Source organism: Mycobacterium sp. NGS22 (assembly GCF_059813095.1).
In genome coordinates this window covers 57,533-74,760 of sequence record NZ_JCALDY010000017.1, presented here as the reverse complement: position 1 = coordinate 74,760, position 17,228 = coordinate 57,533, and the positions used below count along the sequence as shown (strand labels likewise).

At 66.6% G+C, this 17,228-nt stretch carries 15 protein-coding genes; 7 read left to right on the top strand and 8 right to left on the bottom strand.

Annotation, left to right across the window (positions count from 1 at the left end):
* The first annotated feature begins 1 nt into the window (after position 1).
* Entirely contained in the window at positions 2 to 1,105 is a 1,104-nt protein-coding gene (locus AC5Y47_RS17245; RefSeq protein WP_499945375.1) for a class I SAM-dependent methyltransferase, read from the top strand.
* Between the two features lie 78 nt (positions 1,106 to 1,183).
* Complete coding sequence (locus AC5Y47_RS17240) at positions 1,184 to 2,065, top strand: hypothetical protein (protein ID WP_499945373.1); 882 nt, start codon at positions 1,184 to 1,186, stop codon at positions 2,063 to 2,065.
* Between the two features lie 213 nt (positions 2,066 to 2,278).
* On the opposite strand, the gene AC5Y47_RS17235 is transcribed toward AC5Y47_RS17240, so the two are convergent.
* Together AC5Y47_RS17235 and AC5Y47_RS17230 are read right to left on the bottom strand one after the other, a co-directional pair.
* Positions 2,279 to 4,090 carry an Hsp70 family protein gene (locus AC5Y47_RS17235; protein ID WP_499945371.1) on the bottom strand — a complete coding sequence of 604 codons (1,812 nt, stop codon included), beginning with the start codon at positions 4,088 to 4,090 and terminating at the stop codon, positions 2,279 to 2,281.
* 121 nt (positions 4,091 to 4,211) lie between these two features.
* Positions 4,212 to 5,297, bottom strand: coding sequence for an NAD(P)H-dependent amine dehydrogenase family protein (locus tag AC5Y47_RS17230; protein WP_499945369.1), 1,086 nt, complete (start codon positions 5,295 to 5,297; stop codon positions 4,212 to 4,214).
* A gap of 95 nt (positions 5,298 to 5,392) precedes the next feature.
* Between AC5Y47_RS17230 and AC5Y47_RS17225 the strand changes: the two genes are divergently transcribed.
* Positions 5,393 to 5,743: an MmpS family transport accessory protein gene (locus tag AC5Y47_RS17225; protein ID WP_499945367.1), complete on the top strand. Its 351-nt coding sequence runs from the start codon at positions 5,393 to 5,395 to the stop codon at positions 5,741 to 5,743.
* 93 nt (positions 5,744 to 5,836) lie between these two features.
* Positions 5,837 to 7,147 carry a cytochrome P450 gene (locus tag AC5Y47_RS17220; RefSeq protein WP_499945365.1) on the top strand — a complete coding sequence of 437 codons (1,311 nt, stop codon included), beginning with the start codon at positions 5,837 to 5,839 and terminating at the stop codon, positions 7,145 to 7,147.
* A gap of 49 nt (positions 7,148 to 7,196) precedes the next feature.
* Here the strand turns inward: AC5Y47_RS17220 and AC5Y47_RS17215 are convergent, their stop codons facing one another.
* The gene (locus AC5Y47_RS17215) at positions 7,197 to 7,784 is read right to left on the bottom strand and encodes a class I SAM-dependent methyltransferase (protein WP_499945363.1); all 588 of its coding nucleotides are present in this window, start codon (positions 7,782 to 7,784) and stop codon (positions 7,197 to 7,199) included.
* A 92-nt stretch (positions 7,785 to 7,876) separates the two neighbouring features.
* On the opposite strand from AC5Y47_RS17215, the gene AC5Y47_RS17210 reads away from it, so the two are divergent.
* A complete protein-coding gene (locus AC5Y47_RS17210; protein ID WP_499945418.1) occupies positions 7,877 to 9,145 on the top strand; it encodes an MFS transporter in 1,269 nt (422 codons plus the stop codon).
* Here AC5Y47_RS17210 and AC5Y47_RS17205 read toward each other — a convergent pair.
* The 4 genes from AC5Y47_RS17205 to AC5Y47_RS17190 all read right to left on the bottom strand — a co-directional run bounded on the left by AC5Y47_RS17205 (position 9,124) and on the right by AC5Y47_RS17190 (position 13,069).
* Positions 9,124 to 9,702, bottom strand: a complete 579-nt coding sequence (locus tag AC5Y47_RS17205) for a rhodanese-like domain-containing protein (protein ID WP_499945361.1) — start codon at positions 9,700 to 9,702, stop codon at positions 9,124 to 9,126. The two genes, AC5Y47_RS17210 and AC5Y47_RS17205, sit on opposite strands and share 22 nt — an antisense overlap.
* Positions 9,703 to 9,820: 118 nt before the next feature.
* The gene (locus AC5Y47_RS17200) at positions 9,821 to 11,377 is read right to left on the bottom strand and encodes a serine/threonine-protein kinase (protein WP_499945359.1); all 1,557 of its coding nucleotides are present in this window, start codon (positions 11,375 to 11,377) and stop codon (positions 9,821 to 9,823) included.
* A gap of 47 nt (positions 11,378 to 11,424) precedes the next feature.
* The gene (locus AC5Y47_RS17195) at positions 11,425 to 12,306 is read right to left on the bottom strand and encodes a hypothetical protein (RefSeq protein WP_499945357.1); all 882 of its coding nucleotides are present in this window, start codon (positions 12,304 to 12,306) and stop codon (positions 11,425 to 11,427) included.
* A gap of 13 nt (positions 12,307 to 12,319) precedes the next feature.
* Complete coding sequence (locus tag AC5Y47_RS17190; RefSeq protein ID WP_499945355.1) at positions 12,320 to 13,069, bottom strand: Rv3717 family N-acetylmuramoyl-L-alanine amidase; 750 nt, start codon at positions 13,067 to 13,069, stop codon at positions 12,320 to 12,322.
* Positions 13,070 to 13,240: 171 nt separating this feature from the next.
* Between AC5Y47_RS17190 and AC5Y47_RS17185 the strand changes: the two genes are divergently transcribed.
* Entirely contained in the window at positions 13,241 to 13,663 is a 423-nt protein-coding gene (locus AC5Y47_RS17185; RefSeq protein ID WP_499945353.1) for a DUF6636 domain-containing protein, read from the top strand.
* A gap of 275 nt (positions 13,664 to 13,938) precedes the next feature.
* On the opposite strand, the gene AC5Y47_RS17180 is transcribed toward AC5Y47_RS17185, so the two are convergent.
* Positions 13,939 to 14,742, bottom strand: coding sequence for a hypothetical protein (locus AC5Y47_RS17180; RefSeq protein WP_499945351.1), 804 nt, complete (start codon positions 14,740 to 14,742; stop codon positions 13,939 to 13,941).
* 534 nt (positions 14,743 to 15,276) lie between these two features.
* Between AC5Y47_RS17180 and AC5Y47_RS17175 the strand changes: the two genes are divergently transcribed.
* The gene (locus AC5Y47_RS17175; protein ID WP_499945349.1) at positions 15,277 to 17,223 is read left to right on the top strand and encodes a serine/threonine-protein kinase PknD; all 1,947 of its coding nucleotides are present in this window, start codon (positions 15,277 to 15,279) and stop codon (positions 17,221 to 17,223) included.
* Positions 17,224 to 17,228 lie beyond the last annotated feature (5 nt).

Sequence of the window (17,228 nt, the reverse complement as noted above, 5' to 3'; positions counted from 1 at the left end):
TATGGAACTGCCTGAGTCCAGCATCGTCGTGCGGCCAGAGCCGATGGAGAGCGCGACGTACTCGCAATCGTCGCGCCTGCAGGCGGCCGGGCTGTTGCCGGCCGTGGCGCTGTTCGAGCAGGCCGCCCACCAGGTGCCGCTGCCCAGACCTCCCCAGCCGATCGTCGTCGCCGACTACGGTGCCGCCACCGGCTACAACTCACTGAAGCCGATGGGCGCCGCGATCAAGGTGTTGCGCGCCCGCACCACCCGTCACGACCACCCAATCCTGGTGACGCACACCGATGTGCCGCAAAACGACTTCACCGCCCTGTTCCAGACACTCTCCGAAGACCCGGACAGCTATCTGCACCACGACGCGGCCAGCTTCACCTCCGCCATCGGCCGATCCTTCTACGACCAGATCCTGCCGACCTGCGCGGTCAACCTCGGCTGGACATCGTGGGCGGTCCAATGGCTGAGCCGGGTCCCAGAAGGCGCCCCGGAATTCGACGACCACGTACAGGTCGCCTTCAGCAAGAACGTCGACGCCCGCAAGGCCTTCGAGCACCAGTCCGCGGTCGACTGGAACAACTTCGTGGCGTTCCGGGGACGCGAACTGAGTCCGGGCGGACGACTGGTGGTGCTCACGATGGCCCTCGACGACGACGGCGAATTCGGCTATCGCCCGTTGAACGAGGCTCTCATGACGGCTCTGCACGAGTTGACCGATGACCACCTGCTGCGACCCGAGGAGCTACGGCGCATGGTGATTCCGGTGGTTGCCCGGACCGAGAAGGACTTTCGGGCTCCGTTCGCGCCGCGGGGTTGGTTCGAGGGCCTGCGGATCGACCAGCTCGAGATGTTCAACGCCGAGGACCGCTTCTGGGCCCGGTACCGAACCGACTCCGACGCAGAGGCTTTCGGCGCTCAGTGGGCGGCGTTCGCCCGGGCAGCCCTGTTCCCGACGTTGACGGCCGGCCTCGACGGCGGCACCGGCGACCCGCGAGCCGGCGAATTCGTCACGCAACTCGAGACCGCCGTCGCTGAGCAGTTGACCCGTGCGCCCGAGCCGATGCGCATTCCGCTGGCCTCGATCGTGCTGGTCAAGCGCGGTTCGCGGTAACGGCGCGTTTTGGTGTGACGCCGTAGTGGGTAACCCCCCAGAGCATCGGTCGCAAACGCAACTCAAAGGGGCATCAGCATGAGCGCACACGACGACGACTCGGCGGACAAGGACAGCGAGGACACCACCGACGGCGGCGGCGTGGACACTGCTGAGGAGCCGAAGGACGAAAAGAAGTCTGACGAAAAAGGCGAAAGCGGCAAGAACAGCGACGACGACGGTGGCGGGGTCGACACGTCCGGCGCACCCGAACCCGATGACGAAGCAAAGGAAAAGGCCGCCGAGATGCGGGAGGCCTACAAGTACCAGCCGACGCTGGTGCTGCCCGGGTCCGGCGGAACCATCACCGGCACGGCCGTCAACGAATGGCTCGACGACGACGGCAATCCCAAGTACGCCGACGACGAGGATTCCCCGGCCAAGAAGGCAGAAGCCGAACGCGACAAGTCGGACTCCGACGACGACGACGACTCATCGGCGAAAGACGAAGCCTCCAAGGATGATTCGGACAAAACCGAAAACGCGAAGGGCGACGGCGGCGGCAAGGAAGAAAACGCGAAGGGTGACGGCGGCGGCAAGGAAGAAAACTCGAAGGGTGACGACGGCGGCAAGGAAAAGGACCTGAACGACACCAGCGAGCGGGGCGCCGAGGCCGACCAGACCGCGGAGCTCGCGGACAAGTCCGACGAGGAGTTGCTAGAGGACGCCAAGAAAACCGCCGAAGAAAACATCGATCGCGACAAAGAGTTCAACGAAGAGATCATCAAGGTCGCGAAGGAAGACGGCAAGTTCGACGAGGACGATGAGGACGAAGGCGACTCGGACGAGGCGAAAGACAAGTCAGACGAGGCGAAAGACGAGTCCGATGAGTCCAAGGACAAGTCAGAAGAGTCCAAAGACAAGTCAGAAGAGTCCAAAGACAAGCAAGACAAGGAAGAGAAAGAAGCCGCGAACACCTGACTTGGGCTGGTCGGTCAACCGCACATTAGCGGACTTTCCATTCCACACTTCGGTGTGAATCCTTGGCTTTCATTGTGAAGAGGCGGCGTTCGGTGTGCGCCCACGGTGGGAAAATCGGCCGAAAAACCCGCCCAGGCTGCACCCGCAAAGCCAACATTTCACCCTGGAAACCAGGGACCCACACTGGAAACCCGACGGAACGCCGGGGAGCAACTAGCCCGGGCCCTGCGGCGCTCCTGGCAGCCCGGGAATCTGCGGTAACCCGGGAATCTGCGGTAACTGCGGCAGTTGCGGCGCCGCCGGAGGGGTGGTCGGCGGCGTCGGCGGCGCCGGCGGCTGAGTGGTGGCCGGCGGCTGAGTTGGAGCCGGCGGCTGTGTCGTCTGGGGAGGCGCCTGGGTAGTCGGTGGCGGAGCCTGTCGAGTCGGTTGCCGCGTCGGTTGGGGTTGCGGTGTCTCCGTCTGCGGTGCCGGTTCCGGGGTCGGGGTCTCCGACGACGGAGACGGCGTCGGCGAAGGCGACGGCGAAGACGGCGGCGGCGCCGACGAACTCGGAGCGACCGACGTTGTGCTCGCCGGCGGGGTGGTGCGCTGGTCATGAGAGTTCAGCGCGATCGTCACCGCCGCCCCCACGATCAGCACCGCCACGATTGCGCCGACGATCAGCACAGCAGGCAACCGATACCAGGGAATCGGCGACTTCTTGGCTTCCGGCTGCGGCTTGCTTTCCTGCTCGAACGCCATCTGCGGTCGCGCGGAAGTCAGCCTGGAACCGCGTGCCTCGTCTGAGGCCACCGGCATCACCCGCGATTCGTCGTCGGCGGCTTCCGACCACGCCAGCGCCGGCTGCATCAACGAGACCGGCGCGTCGGAGTTCAGTTCTGATCCGCCGTCGACGGGGCTGTCCTGAGATCGGGCCGCCAGCGCGGCGGCGGCGGCGGACGCGGCTGGGGTCAACACCGTCGCGCTGGTGTCTGCGGGACCGCGCGCTGCCCGCAACGCGCCGCCGATGGCGGCGGTCAGGTGTGGGCGAGGTGTGGTGATCACCGGCACCCCGAACCGCCCGGACAATGACGTGGTCACCGCCGGGATGGCGGCACCGCCCCCGACCGTCGCGATCGCGACCAAGTTGGATATGTGAATCCCGTTGCGGCTCAACGTTTGTCCGACAGCATCGACGAATCCATCGAGGGCGCCCCGAATGGTTTCCTCGAGTTCGTTGCGGGTCAACCGGACCTCGCCGCGCATCCCGGGAACATTGTGGGCGAGGGTGGTCACCGTGGTGGACGAGAGCCGTTCCTTGGCGTTGCGGCATTCGGTCCGCAACTGGCTCAGCGAACCGATCGCCGAGGTGGCGGCCGGATCGAACGAACCGGTCGCGGGCAACTCCGACATCACGTACGTCAACAGCGACTGGTCGATCAGGTCCCCGGACAGGTCGTGGTGCCGCAAGGTCGGGGCCACCGGCTGATAGTCGCCACCGGCGTCGACCAGCGTGATGCTGGTGCCGCTGCCGCCGAGATCGCACACCGCGACGATCCCGCGGGCCGGTATACCGGGATTGGCGCGGACCGCGAACAGTGCCGCCGCGGCATCGGGAATCAACGTCAACGGCTTGCCGGACTGCGACCACTCCGACACCCTGCTCAACGCGGCGCCCAAGGCGTCGATCGCCGAGGCGCTCCAGTGGGCCGGGTAGGTCACCGCAACGTTCTCGGGCAACGCGCGCCCACCGGTGGCGGCATAGGCCAGCGCGCGCAACCCGTCGGCCACCAGGGCTTCGCTGCGGTGCGTCGATCCGTCGGCAGCTACGATCCCCACCCGGTCGCCGACCCGATCCACGAAGTCGCTGATCACCAGGCCGGGCTGATCCAGCCTCGGATTCTCCGACGGCACCCCGACTTCGGGTGCCCGCTGCCGGAACAGGGTGAGCACGGGTTTGCGGGTGATGGCGTGGTCCGGCGTCACGGCGGCCAGGTTGGTGGCGCCGATCGACAGACCCAGCGCGAGCCTAATTCCGTCTGCCATCTGGTCCAATCCCCGTGTGCGGTGGAACGCTCTGCATTCTCACCTAACCTCAACTTTTGCGGTAAGGCCTATAGCCAATCTTTGTGTCGGCTATGCGCAAGCTGTACGGCGGCCGGGCCGGCTAGCGGATGGTGCCCGCGCCCGGTATCAGCGGCAGGTCGAGGGCGGTGACCCAGCCCGGGGAGAGTTCGTTGAGTGCGGGCACGGCGTTCAGGGCCCGCAATCCGGTGGCCAGGCAGCCGGCCGCGGCCGCGTCCCGGCCCGAGCCGTCGGTGAACCGAAACGCGGTCTCCTGAACGATGCTCGGGGTGCCTTCGATCTCGACGCGGTAGACGTCGTTGTCGTTGCCCGTCGGCCAGTCCGGCGCCGCGTCCAACCCGATGCGATTGACGTGCTCGAGTTGGATGCGCGTCTCCCCCTGGTAGATCCCGTTGATGGTGAACCGGACGGCGGCGACGTGACCGGCCTTGATCACCCCCTTGGCGGATTCACGGTCGTTGGGGGTCACCCACTTGTCCCAGGTGGTGGTCATCTCGTCGAGCATGATGCCGGCGGCGTGGGCGATCATCGGCACGGTGGCACCCCACGCGAAGATCAGCACGTCGCTGTTTTCCAGCATCGGGCTGTACTCGGGTTCGCGTCCGATGCCCATCTCCCGCTCGTAGTCACCCTCGTAGTTGGTGTAGTCCAGCAACTCCGAGGCCCGCACCTTGCGCACCTCCGAACACAACCCCATTAGGGTCATCGGGAACAGATCGTTGGCGAATCCCGGATCGATGCCGGTGGTGAAGCAGGACGACTCTCCGAGTTCACAGGAATGCGTGATCGGTTCGATCCAGTTCGGCGGGTTCTGCGGCATGGTCGGCCAGATCCACGGCGTCATCGCCGTGGAGGACACGTCGATGCCGGCCCGCAGGAATCGGCTGATCAACGAGATGTTGTCCTTGGCGTGCATCGCGGTGGGTCCGTAGTGCACCAGCGCGTCGGGCTCGAGCGCGATCAGTGCGTCGACGTCATCGGTGGCGGTGACGCCGATCGATTCGGGCAACCCGCAGATGTCGCCGACGTCGCGACCGACCTTGTCCGGGTTGCTGACCCCGACGCCGACCAACTCGAACAGCGGATGCTTGACGATTTCCGGGATCACCATCCGGCCCACGAAACCGGTGCCCCACACGACGACCCGTTTCGCGCTCTGCTTCGACATCAGCACCTCCACGTCACCCCGTCTCGGGATTCACCCTAAGTTCTGCGTCCAAAGGGTCTCGTATTCACCCCTCGGTGATGACAACATGGACAACCATGACCAGTCGTCGTGCAGCTTCGATCGTGTTCGCCGTCGGTACCGCATTCGCGGCCACCTGTGGAGTCGCCAACGCCACCCCCAAGCCGGGCGAATTTCCGCAGATTCGCTACGAGGTCAGCGGACCGGGCGTCGCCGAATACATTTCCTGGCAGTCCCGAAGCGGTCAGCAGCGCGCGGTGAACGTCGCGCTGCCGTGGTCGACAGAATTCCAGGCTTTCGGTGGGCAGGTCTTCGTGCTCAGCGCCCAGGGTCAGGGCACGATCGCCTGCAAGATCATGGTCGACGGCAATGTGGTCAACGATGCGCATTCCACCGGGACGCCCGGGCGGGCGATCTGTTCGCACTGACGGGCTGAGGAAAGCGGGCGCACCGGATCGGCCCGGAGGTCTAGGCTCGCGAGTGTGACCCCTTCAACGGCGAAGGGGGCCAAGGAGGATCGCATGGACCTCAAAGTCAGGCCGGGCTCGGCGTCGCACGGCAACCTGGTTCCGCGGGTGAACGGGACGCGACCGCCCGAGATTCCGATTTCCGAGATCGCGCTGGGTTCACTGGATTTCTGGGCCCGCGACGACGACTACCGCGACGGCGCCTTCGCCACGCTGCGACGCGAGGCGCCGATCTCGTTCTGGCCCGCGGTCGAAATGGACGGTTTCGATGCCGGCAACGGGCACTGGGCGTTGACCAGGCTGGACGATATCTTCTTCGCCAGTCGACACCCGGAGGTGTTCAGCTCGAGTCCCAGCATCACCATCAACGATCAGACACCGGAGTTGGCCGAGTATTTCGGATCGATGATCGTGATGGACGACCCGCGTCATCAACGGTTGCGTTCGATCGTCAGCCGGGCGTTCACCCCGAAGGTCGTTGCCCGCATCGAGGCCTCCGTCCGCGACCGCGCGCACCAGTTGGTGACCTCGATGATCGCCGACCATCCCGACGGGCAAGCCGACCTGGTCAGCGAACTCGCCGGGCCGCTGCCGTTGCAGATCATCTGCGACATGATGGGCATCCCCGAGGCAGACCACCAACGGATATTCCATTGGACCAACGTGATTCTCGGCTTCGGCGACCCCGACCTGACCACCGACTACGAAGAGTTCATCCAGGTGTCGATGGACATCGGCGCCTACGCCGCCGCTCTGGCTGAAGATCGCCGGGTCAACCACCACGACGACCTGACCACCGCGCTGGTCGAAGCCGAGGTGAGCGGCGAGCGGCTGTCGTCGTCGGAGATCGCGATGTTCTTCATCCTGTTGGTGGTGGCCGGCAACGAGACGACCCGCAACGCGATCAGTCACGGCGTGCTGGCGCTGTCCCGCTACCCCGAGCAGCGGGAGAAGTGGTGGGCGGACTACGAGGGACTGGAACATACCGCGGTAGAGGAGATCGTGCGCTGGGCCTCGCCGGTGATCTACATGCGCCGCACGCTGACCCGCGACTTCGAGCTCAGCGGCACCAAAATGGCTGCGGGCGACAAGGTTTCGCTGTGGTACTGCTCGGCCAACCGGGACGAGTCCAAGTTCGCCGACCCGTGGACGTTCGATGTGGCTCGCCACCCCAATCCGCACGTCGGCTTCGGCGGCGGCGGCGCGCACTTCTGCCTGGGCGCGAACCTGGCGCGCCGCGAGATCCGGGTGGTATTCGACGAACTGCGACGCGAGATACCCGACATCGTCGCCATCGAGGAACCGGCGCGGCTGCTGTCGCAGTTCATTCACGGCATCAAGAGCTTGCCGGTCGCGTGGTCCTGACCCGACCGCCGGTGATGCCGGCCTGCGCCGTCGAAACGATCCGCGGCGATCAGGGCGTCAGTTCGTAGACGAACAAGACCCGCGGGTACACGGTCAACCATTCGGGCGGCTGCGGGATGCGGGCGACGCTGATCGCGGTCGTCCGAAGCCAGGCCAGCGCCTTACGGTATTCGTCGAACCCGGCCGGGGCGAACGGGTAGCGGTGAAATCGCGCAAACGCGTGCACGTGGGCGTACAGGGCGATCTTGCCGAGCGGACCGTCGGGCATGTCCTCGAACACGATGATGCGGCGGCGCGCGACCCGTCGGCATTCGGCGGCCAAGCCGACGGGGTCGTGGCTGTGGTGCAGTACCTCGCTGAGGACGACGATGTCAAATGAGTTGTCGCCGAACGGAATCGAGGTCCCGTCGAATTCGACGAACGCGACGTCGGCCACCCGGGAATCCTTGACGTCGATGCCGGTGGGCACCGCCCCGTACATGTCGCGCAGATACGCCGAGAGGTGGCCGGTACCGCAGCCGACGTCGAGAACGCTCTCGCCCCGGCTCACCAGCCCGGCCAGCGCCTCTGCCTGGTCGCGCAGCCGCACGGCAGGTTGCATGACGTGCTGCGCTTCGGACAGTTTGCGGCGAAACATCTGAGCCGAACGTAGCAGAGGACACGGCACCCCCTGGCCGAATACGCTGACCCTCCGTGGCCCGCTACCCCAAACGCATTGCGCTGGCGTGCATGGTGGGCACGACGGTCGAGTTCTACGACTTCTACATCTACGGCGCCGCGGCGGCATTGACGTTCCCGACGGTGTTCTTTCCGGAGCTGAGCCCCGCGATGGCAACCGTTGCCTCGATGAGCGCGTTCGCGGCCGCGTTCGTGTCCAGGCCGTTGGGTGGTGCGGTGTTCGGGCACTTCGGGGACCGGCTCGGCCGCAAAGCCACGCTGGTCGCCACGATGCTGATCATGGGCGTGGCCACCGTCGCGGTGGGGCTGACGCCGAGCGCCGCGTCGATCGGTCTCGCCGCACCAGTGATCGTGTTGACGTTGCGACTGTTGCAAGGGTTCGCCGCCGGCGGCGAATGGGCGGGTTCGGCATTGTTGGCCGCCGAGTACGCGCCGGCTGACCTGCGCGGCCGCTACGGCATGTTCACCGCGCTGGGCGCCGGGGTCGCCATGTTGTTGACCAGCCTGACGTTCCTGGCGGTGAATCTCACTATCGGAGAGACGAGTTCGGCGTTCACGAGTTGGGGCTGGCGGGTGCCGTTCCTGCTCAGCGGGCTGCTGATCGCGGTGGCGCTGTACGTCCGGATCAACGTCGCCGAGACCCCGGTGTTCACCGAACAGCAAGCGCGAGCGGTCAATCGGGCTCCGTTGCGCGAGGTGCTGGGCAGGCAGTCCGGGGTCGTCGCGCTCTCGTCGGGCAGTTTCGTGGCCGTCTTCGCGTTCGTCTTCATGGCCGGCAGCTACCTGATGACCTACGCGCACAGCAATATCGGCTTGTCCCGCAGTGTGATCCTGTTCGCCGGGGTGCTGGGCGGCCTGGCCTGGATCGCGGTTGTGCCGTTGTCGGCCGCCATGAGTGACCGGGTGGGACGGCGGCCGGTCGTCCTGTGCGGGTGGGCGGTGGGGTTGCCGTGGACTTTCGCGTTGATTCCGTTGGTGGACAGCCGGAATCCCGTGCTGTTCGCGGCGGCGATCGTAGGGACGTACGCGATTGCCGGTTCGGCCTACGCGCCGATGACCTCTTTCGTGCCAGAGCTGTTCGCCACCGAGTACCGCTACACCGGTGCCGGACTGGCGCTGAACATCGCCGGCATTCTGGGTGGCGCGGTGCCACCGCTGATCGCCGGACCACTGCTGAGCGGCTACGGAGTCTGGGCGATCGGGCTGATGCTGGCGGCCCTGGTCGTCATCAGCCTGGTCTGCACCTACCTGCTGCCGGAGACGAAAGGTCGCTCATTGACCGCGGTGCCGGATCGCGATCAGCCGTTGTCCCTGAGCTGAGCCACGATCGTGTCGACGTCGGAGTTCGCGCCTCGGTTGTACGGCAATTTGGACAGCGCAGCGGCCATCCCGCAGGTGTTGGAGAGGGCGGCGTAGGTCAGTCCGCCTCCGATCGCGGCGGCCAACCACTTGAGTTGCGGCACGACCACACTGCCGACCACCGAGGACAGCACGACGGATCCCGCCACGAGCCGCACCTGGCGCTCGAGGTCCCACCGTTCGGTGCCGCGCTCGACGTCGAGATCCCGGTTTTCCCAACCGGTGAAACCCTTGTCGAGGACCCGGCCGGAACTCACCCCTGCCTTGCTCAGCAGGTCATTGGCCTGGGATGCGCGTTGACCCGACTTGCAGACCAGCACAACATCTTCGGGGAGGTGTCGGATGATCTCGCCGTGGTGTTGACGCAATATGTCGAGCGGCACGTTGTAAGACCCGGCGATGTGGGCGGTCTCGAACTCCGCCGGGGTCCGCACGTCGACCACGCGCGGCGGGTGTGCCGAATTGAGTTGTTCGTCCAGTTCCAGCGCATCGATCGTGGATGTCACGGGTGCATTCATTCCGTACTCCCTCCGGGATGGTTCACCTAGCGATACCCCGCAGGTCGGTGTCGTGCAGGTTTGCACTCGCGGCGGTTTTAAGGCGACGCGCCCCTATACCCCCGCAACATCGCAGGAGCTACCAGAGGTAGACCACCGCCTCCTTGCCGCCGGCGCACCTGATCCAGGGGTTCGGACCGTCACCGACGCAGTGCATCACGAAGTTCCCCCCATCGCATTCCGCGCCCGGGACCGTCGAGCAGGAAACGGCTCCGCGCGCCGAAACCGTTCGCGGCGCGTTGGTGAGATTGCCGTAGGCGGACAAATACGCCTGCAGCACTGACTCGGCGAAATAGCACGACGTCTGCGGCGAACCCCGCCCGCCGCGGGACCCGTTCAGCTGCACACCCTGGTCGCAGGTCTGTCGATTGGCACTCTGGTCCGGGCCGGTCACCAGCGGCGGCGCGACATTGGCGGGGCGTGACGGGCTGGGCTGCGGCGGACTCGACGATGTTGGGTCCCCCGTGTACGGCGGAATCGTCGGCGGAACCGTCGCCGCCGACGACGCGGCCGGGGCCCGCGGCGAATCCCGTTGGGCCAGCAGTCCGATGATCATGCCGAGCGCGCCGAGAACCAACACCACGCAGCCCCCGATGACGGCGGGAACCACCCAGCCCCGCGCGTCGCGCTCCGGCGTTCGGCTCGCAACCATCGGTTGCGGCTCCGACGACCGAAACGCTTGCGGGTGGACCTGCTGATACTGCGGTTGTGGTTGGTACGGCAACTGCTGTGGCGGCGGCGCGGGCGGCCGGGTCGCGGCCTGTGTCGTCGGTTGTTCGATCGGGCCGGTAGCGGTGCGCGCGCCCGCGTGCAGCGCCCGCTCGGCGCCGCGGCCCAGTGCCCCGGCGCTCCCGTAACGGTCGTCGGGTTCCTTGGCCATGCCGCGGGCGATCACGTCGTCGAGTGCCGGCGGCACCCTCGGATTCGTCAGGCTCGGCCGCGGCGGCGGCGACGACAGATGGGCCGCGACCAGACCGCCCTGCGTCAAACCCGGAAATGGCAACTGGCCGGTCAGTGCTTCGTACAAGACGCAAGCCAGCGAGTAGACGTCGGCCGCGGGTGTGATGTCGGAGCTGGCGAAGCGTTCGGGCGCCATGTACGCCCACGAACCGATACGCATATCGGTAGCGGTCAGTCGGGTGTTCTCACCTACCGACTCGGCAATCCCGAAGTCGACCAGGTAGGCGAAATCGGCCGGGGTGACGAGGATGTTCTGCGGTTTGACGTCGCGGTGAACGAGGCCGTCGGCGTGCGCGGCGTCGAGGGCGGCGGCGATCTGGTTGACGATCATCACGGCCCGCGCCGGTTCGAGCGGACCCTTCGCCAACAGGCTCTCCAGATCTTTGCCGCGAACCAGGCGCATGTCGATGAAGAGCGAGCCGTCGATCTCACCGAAGCCGTGGATGGGGATGACGTGCGGTTCCTGCAATGTCGCCGCGGAGTGCGACTCCCGCTCGAAGCGGGTGCGGTATTTGCGGTCGTTGGCGTACTGACTCTTGATGATCTTCAGGGCGACGGTCCTGCCGATCTGGTTGTCGTACGCCTCGTAGACCTCCCCCATGCCGCCCTTGCCGAGCACGCCGGTGATCGTGTATTTGCCGAAGGTCGTGCCTACACGCTGATCTGCCGCTGACACCGTTATCGCCTCCCGTAGGGATTATGCGGCACGGCGCCCCGGATTTCTTAACCGCTCTCCTGGCATTGGCCGGCGGGCAGCTGGTCGAGGTGGCTGGTCAGCCACGTGGCGGCGGCGTCGAGGGCATGCCTGCCGTCCTCGAACGTTCCCGACGCCGGCTCTGCGGCGATTGCGACCGCGACCTTGCCGGTGGAGTTGCCGACGATTCCGAGCTGGCGCACCAGGTATTTGCCGGCCGGCGACGGACCCCAGCCACCCTTGAACTGCGCCCCGGGCATGGTGCCGATTCCCCAGCTCTGCTGCGGCTCGATTTCGCCCATCAACGCGAATACGGGTGCGTTGGCCCGGTTGCAGAAGGCGTTGGCGGTGAATCGCACCTGATCGGACAGCGACCAGATCGTCTGCCCGAACGCCGTGAATTCCTTTCGCAGCCTTCGGGATTCAACGGTCGTCGGATCGCCGGTCTCCCGCAGGACCTGCTCGACTTTCAGCGCCGCGGCGCCCGGATCGCCCAGGTGCTCCCAGAGCGCTTCGGCGGCGGCGTTGTCGGATGCGACGATGGCGGCTCTCATCTGCTCGGTGACTCTGCCCTGTTGCCGGTAGGCGGCGATCACCAGCGGCACCTTGATGGTCGACCAGGCCGGGCCCGAGTGCCAGTCGCCGAATGTGGTCACCGGCTGCGCGGCGCCGACCGGGGTGACCGCCAGGCCCATGGTGGCGTTCAGCGTGCGGGCCATCTCGACGAATTCCGCGGCCAGATCGACCGCTTGCGGGGGCGACGGCCTTGGTGGTGCCGACGAGCCGGGCGGCATCGTCGCCGTCGCCGGAGCCGGAGCGGGAGTCGGAGTCGGAGACGGCGCGGTCCGGTAGGTGTAGACGGCGGTGACGGTCACGACCGCGGCGGCCGCGACCAGCGCGGCGACCACCACGATCGCACGACGGCTACCGCGCTTTGGCTTGGAGATAAGCGACTATCCCTTGGGTGACCGCGGCGGCGTACCTGGCGCGCCCGTCGGCGCTTTCCATGGTGGCGACGTCGTCGGCGTTCTTCATGTTGCCGAGTTCGACCAGCACGGCCGGGTATTCGGCGAAGTTCAGGCCGGCGAGGTCGGCCCGCCCGTACAAGCCGTCGGAGCCGATGTAGTTGGACGGGGAGAAGCCGGCGGCGAGCAGGGCGCTGCGCATCGCGTTGGCGAGCTGAATCGACGGGCCTTCCTGGGACGGCTGCAGCGGGGGTGCCGAGTAGTTGACGTGAAAGCCGTGCCCGGACGCGGGGCCGCCGTCGGCGTGGATGCTGACGATCGCGTCGGGGTGCGCGGCGTTGGCGCGGGCGGCGCGGTCGTCGATGCAGGGACCGGCGGAGGCGTCGTCACCGCGGGAGAGCGGGGTATTGACGCCCATCCCGTTCAGGTTGGCCGCGACCATGGTGGTGACGTCCCAGGTGAAGGCGTGTTCGGGATAACCGTCGCCGGCGGCGGTGCCCGAGGTGTTGCACGGCTTGGTGCCATTTCGACCGTTGGGGACTTGCCGGTTGATCGACGCGTCGGCGACAGCATTGTGGCCCGGGTCGAGGAAGACGGTCATTCCGGCGATACCGGCCGCCGCGGCGGGCGGCCCGGTGACCAGACCAGCCAGGACCAGTGGTGCCCCGGCCGCGTATTTCAGCACGTCACGCCTGGATACTCGGCTCACCGCGCGATGGTAACAACCGCTACCGGTGATGCGCCCTTCACCCGAGACGCCGCAACCTGCGTATCACTTCGGCGCCGGCTTAGAACAACGCACCAAACCGGCCGCCTGATCTCTGCATGGTTCGCAGGGTAACGGCACCCACCGACATCCCCGGGCGGCTAGGCTTCGGCGATGCGGATCTGGTGGATAACGTCGATGGCTGCGGTGTCGGCAGGGACTGCACTGGCCTTGCCGGCCGCCGCACACGCGGAGTCGAAGTACTTCCAGTCGCCGTCGGGGAACATCACCTGCGCGCTGGACGCCCAGCTCGTCCAATGCGACATCAGCGACTACACCTACACACCGCCGCCGCCTCCCGAATGCGCCAAACACATCAGCTGGGGGGACAGATTCACGTTGACCCCGGGCCGGCGGGGGGCTATCGAATGCCACGGTGACACAACGAAATTGCCCGGTGAGCCGACGCTGAACTATGGCCAGAGCATCACCGCCGGCACGTTCACCTGTGTCAGCGAGCAGTCCGGCGTGCAATGCACCGACACCAACAGCAAGCATTTCTTCCGGGTCTCGCGAGACTCTTTCGAGCTGGGTTAGTCGATTTCGTTGCCGCCCAAGCGCGTTCGCACGACGGCGGACTGGTACCGGAATCTGCGTACCGCTCAACGCGGCACACTCACCTGGAGAGCTCGCACGTATCAGGTGGAACGGCCCGAGATCGTGTGCGGCGCCGAGCCGTTGCGGGCGTGGCCGGCCGGGTCTCGAATAATGTTGCGCGCAGCCGGTATTCGGCAGTTCGTATGGGTGCACCAGACCCCCCGGCGGGATCGATGCTGCTGATGCCTGAACGGCACAGGCCGAAATGCGTGGCCTTACGCGCCAATGCGGCCGATCGCCAATTGTGCCAATAGCCGTAGCCTGTCGCAGGACCCGTAGCCCTGGGTCACTCGCAGCAGGCGGCCGCCGTCCAGCAGGACGAGCAGCGTGGTGGCCGGCGGAGTGGTCGTGAGTTCTTCCAGGCAGTCCGCCCTGATCCCGATCCCGTCGACAACGGTCCCGGGGCCCGTCGCAGTCGTCAGTGCGAACTGCGCGGCGGCGTCGACCGGGAAAGCGCCGGGCAGCTGCAGGTCGATCTCCACATCGGCTACCTCGTCGCCCGGTTTGTCATAGAGGCAGGCGATGTCGACCGACCCGGTGTCGGTGCCCAGCGGCTCCGCGCGGACCGGACCGCCCATGATGCCGGCAGCCTCGACGGTCGTAACCCAATCGCACGGCCGAAACGCGGGCGGCGATGCGGGGTCGACCTCGGCGAGTTCGAGCGTCACGGGGCCATGGCGACCGGTCGGGGCGCCGACCGCCGGCGACACGGCGACGATCCGATACGTCTTCTCCCCGGCGCGGGCCGGGTTGTGCAGCGGGTCGTGCCCGTTGGAAGCGACCGCACGAAGGTTGTCCCAGCACCCCAGTGCTCCGTTTTTGGCCTGGTAGAGCAGCCCGCCGACGACGTCCGGCAGCGGCCGTGGCCACGATTGGGAGTCGCACAGCTGTTGCACCGTCGTCGGCCCGGGGCTCGCGGTGATGGTCGGCGACGGCCGCGCTTCACGATGGGCCGGCGAACACCCCGCAGACACCGCGACGGCAACGACGCCGAGCCCGGTCGTGAGTCTCGCTCGCACTGACGTCCCCTCTCCTGGGCTTGCGCGCCAGTTAATGCTGCTCGCGCCGCTACCAGTCCCAACTACGCGCTCCAGATGCGAAGATCTGCGCGGTTGCGCCGATGTTCTGCGCTGCGGCTGCGGCGATGCTGGCTGTCATGAGCAACCAACCGGACGTTCGGGTGCGCCGAACCGGTAGAACCGGCGCGCTGACGGCCCGTGTGTCCGTGATCGCGGCCAACGGGAAGTGCTGCGCGAGAACAGGATTGGCCCGTCCCGGGCCGGATCTTCGGCGCTGCGCATCGGACGGGCGGCTTCGGAAAGTATGGGCAACAAAGATATTGGCGAGTGGTCAGCCGTCTCGCCACGGATCATGCAGTCGCATGGGTACGCCACAGCGCATTTCGTCTCGCGAGTGCAGTGAGTTCAGGAGGTAGAGCAATGCAGACAAGCTATGTCGAAGACGCTGCTAGGCAGGGCCAGCCTAGCGATCCACCCCAAAGTGGGAGCATTATGGTTTGGCCGGATGCTGGCGGAAATGGATGGAGGGGTTCGTTGGAGGGAACTCCGTTCGGTAAGTACCAGTTGATCGAGTTGCTGGGGCGTGGCGGCATGGGCGAGGTGTGGCGGGCCTATGACACCGGCACCGAGCGGGTCGTCGCGCTCAAGATCCTGCCCTCCGAAATCTCCAACGATCCGGTCTTCCAGCAACGGTTCCGACGCGAAGCGCACTCGACCGCACGGCTGAACAATCCACACCTGATTCCCATCCACACCTACGGCGAAATCAACGGACGCTTGTTCGTCGACATGCGGCTGATCGAGGGCCGCGACCTCCAGGCCGAGCTCAACACCGGCCCGCTGGCTCCGGTTCGGGCGGTGGGCATCATCGATCAGGTTGCCAAGGCGCTCACCGCCGCGCACCGCGACGGGTTGCTGCACCGGGACGTCAAACCGTCCAACATCTTGCTCGACCACGACGATTTCGCCTACCTCATCGACTTCGGAATCGCTCGCGCGGCAGGCGATTTGGCCTTGACCAAAGCCGGGGACTTCGTCGGGACGTGGCACTACATGGCCCCTGAGCGGTTCAGTACCGCCACCGTCGACGCGCGCTCGGACGTCTATTCCCTGTCTTGTGTGCTTTACGAGTGCCTGACCGCGCAGCACCCCTTTCCCGGCACCACCCTGCAGCAACAAGTCACCAGTCACCTCACCGCACCTCCCCCGCGACCGTCGAGCACGAATCCTGGCCTGCCGGGCGGGCTGGACGTCGTCGTCGCGAAAGGGATGGCCAAGCACCCCGACGATCGCTACGACACCGCCGTGGAGTTGGCCCGCGCCGCCAGCCAGGCCCTCACGTCGCCGCACGAGTCGCCCACCCAGATGCGGCCGGTTGTGGTCGACCACGCGCACTACGGAGCCCGTTCCGACGCCCGTTCACCGGCATTCGCGCCGGTTCAGACTCCCCCGCCGCAGCCGCCGCCCCCGCGGGCACCGGCCCCGCGGACGCCACCACCACAGCAGAACCCGGGCCCACCCACCATGGCGCGTCCGGTGACGTCTCCGCCCCCGTCCCCGGTGCGAACCCCGACCGCGGGGCGGCCGCCGGAGGTACAGCGTCCACCGTCGCAGCCGTGGTGGCGCCGCAAGGCCGTCGCGGTCTCGGGCGCTCTGGTCGCCGTGGTCGCTGTCGTGGCGGGACTGGTCGCCTTCGGCGGCAACTCCGGACCCGCTACCGAAGAGTTCGAACAGGTGACACTGCCGTTCACCGGCTTGACCGAACCGCAAGGCCTGTCGGTGGACTACGCCGGTACGGTCTATGTCGCCGACAGCCCACACAACCGGATCCTGGCGCTGTACGTGGGCTCGGATACCCCGCACGTGCTGCCGTTCGACGGGCTGAACTACCCGACCGGGGTGACAGCCGACCACGGCGGCTCGGTTTACGTCAACGACTCCGGCAACAGGCGGGTGCTGGTGCTTCACGCGAGCTCACAGAAGCAAGAAGTGCTGCCGTTCAAGGACCTGGAGAATCCGACCGGCCTCTCGGTGGATGGCAGCGGGACCGTCTATGTCGCCGACACCGCAACGAACCGGGTCGTGATGCTGCGCAACGGTTCGAACCAGCAGGAGGAGGTGCCGTTCACCGGCCTCAGCAGTCCGACCGGTCTGGTGGTGAACAGCGGCGGAACGGTTTATGTGGGCGACGGAGGCAACAATCGAGTGCTGATGTTGCCCGCGGGCTCGAAAGATCAACAGGAGCTGAAGTTCCAGGGTCTGAAGAAACCCGGCGGTGTCACGTTGGACAGCGACGGCGCGGTGTACGTCAACGACACCGGGAACGATCGGGTCCTCAAACTGCCCGCGAAGTCGACGACCCAGGTCGAGCTGCACTTCACCGGCCTCGACAACCCGTGGGGTTTGGCGGTGGACAGGAACGGCACCGTCTACGTCGGTGGTCGCAACAACAAGATCGTGGCGCTCAAGCCGAAGAAGTGAGCGGA

Coding starts and splice junctions, on each gene's coding strand:
- AC5Y47_RS17245 (WP_499945375.1), top strand. CDS start 2: ATGGAACTGCCTGAGTCCAGCATCGTCGTGCGGCCAGAGCCGATGGAG.
- AC5Y47_RS17240 (WP_499945373.1), top strand. CDS start 1,184: ATGAGCGCACACGACGACGACTCGGCGGACAAGGACAGCGAGGACACC.
- AC5Y47_RS17235 (WP_499945371.1), bottom strand. CDS start 4,090: ATGGCAGACGGAATTAGGCTCGCGCTGGGTCTGTCGATCGGCGCCACC.
- AC5Y47_RS17230 (WP_499945369.1), bottom strand. CDS start 5,297: ATGTCGAAGCAGAGCGCGAAACGGGTCGTCGTGTGGGGCACCGGTTTC.
- AC5Y47_RS17225 (WP_499945367.1), top strand. CDS start 5,393: ATGACCAGTCGTCGTGCAGCTTCGATCGTGTTCGCCGTCGGTACCGCA.
- AC5Y47_RS17220 (WP_499945365.1), top strand. CDS start 5,837: ATGGACCTCAAAGTCAGGCCGGGCTCGGCGTCGCACGGCAACCTGGTT.
- AC5Y47_RS17215 (WP_499945363.1), bottom strand. CDS start 7,784: ATGTTTCGCCGCAAACTGTCCGAAGCGCAGCACGTCATGCAACCTGCC.
- AC5Y47_RS17210 (WP_499945418.1), top strand. CDS start 7,877: ATGGTGGGCACGACGGTCGAGTTCTACGACTTCTACATCTACGGCGCC.
- AC5Y47_RS17205 (WP_499945361.1), bottom strand. CDS start 9,702: ATGAATGCACCCGTGACATCCACGATCGATGCGCTGGAACTGGACGAA.
- AC5Y47_RS17185 (WP_499945353.1), top strand. CDS start 13,241: ATGCGGATCTGGTGGATAACGTCGATGGCTGCGGTGTCGGCAGGGACT.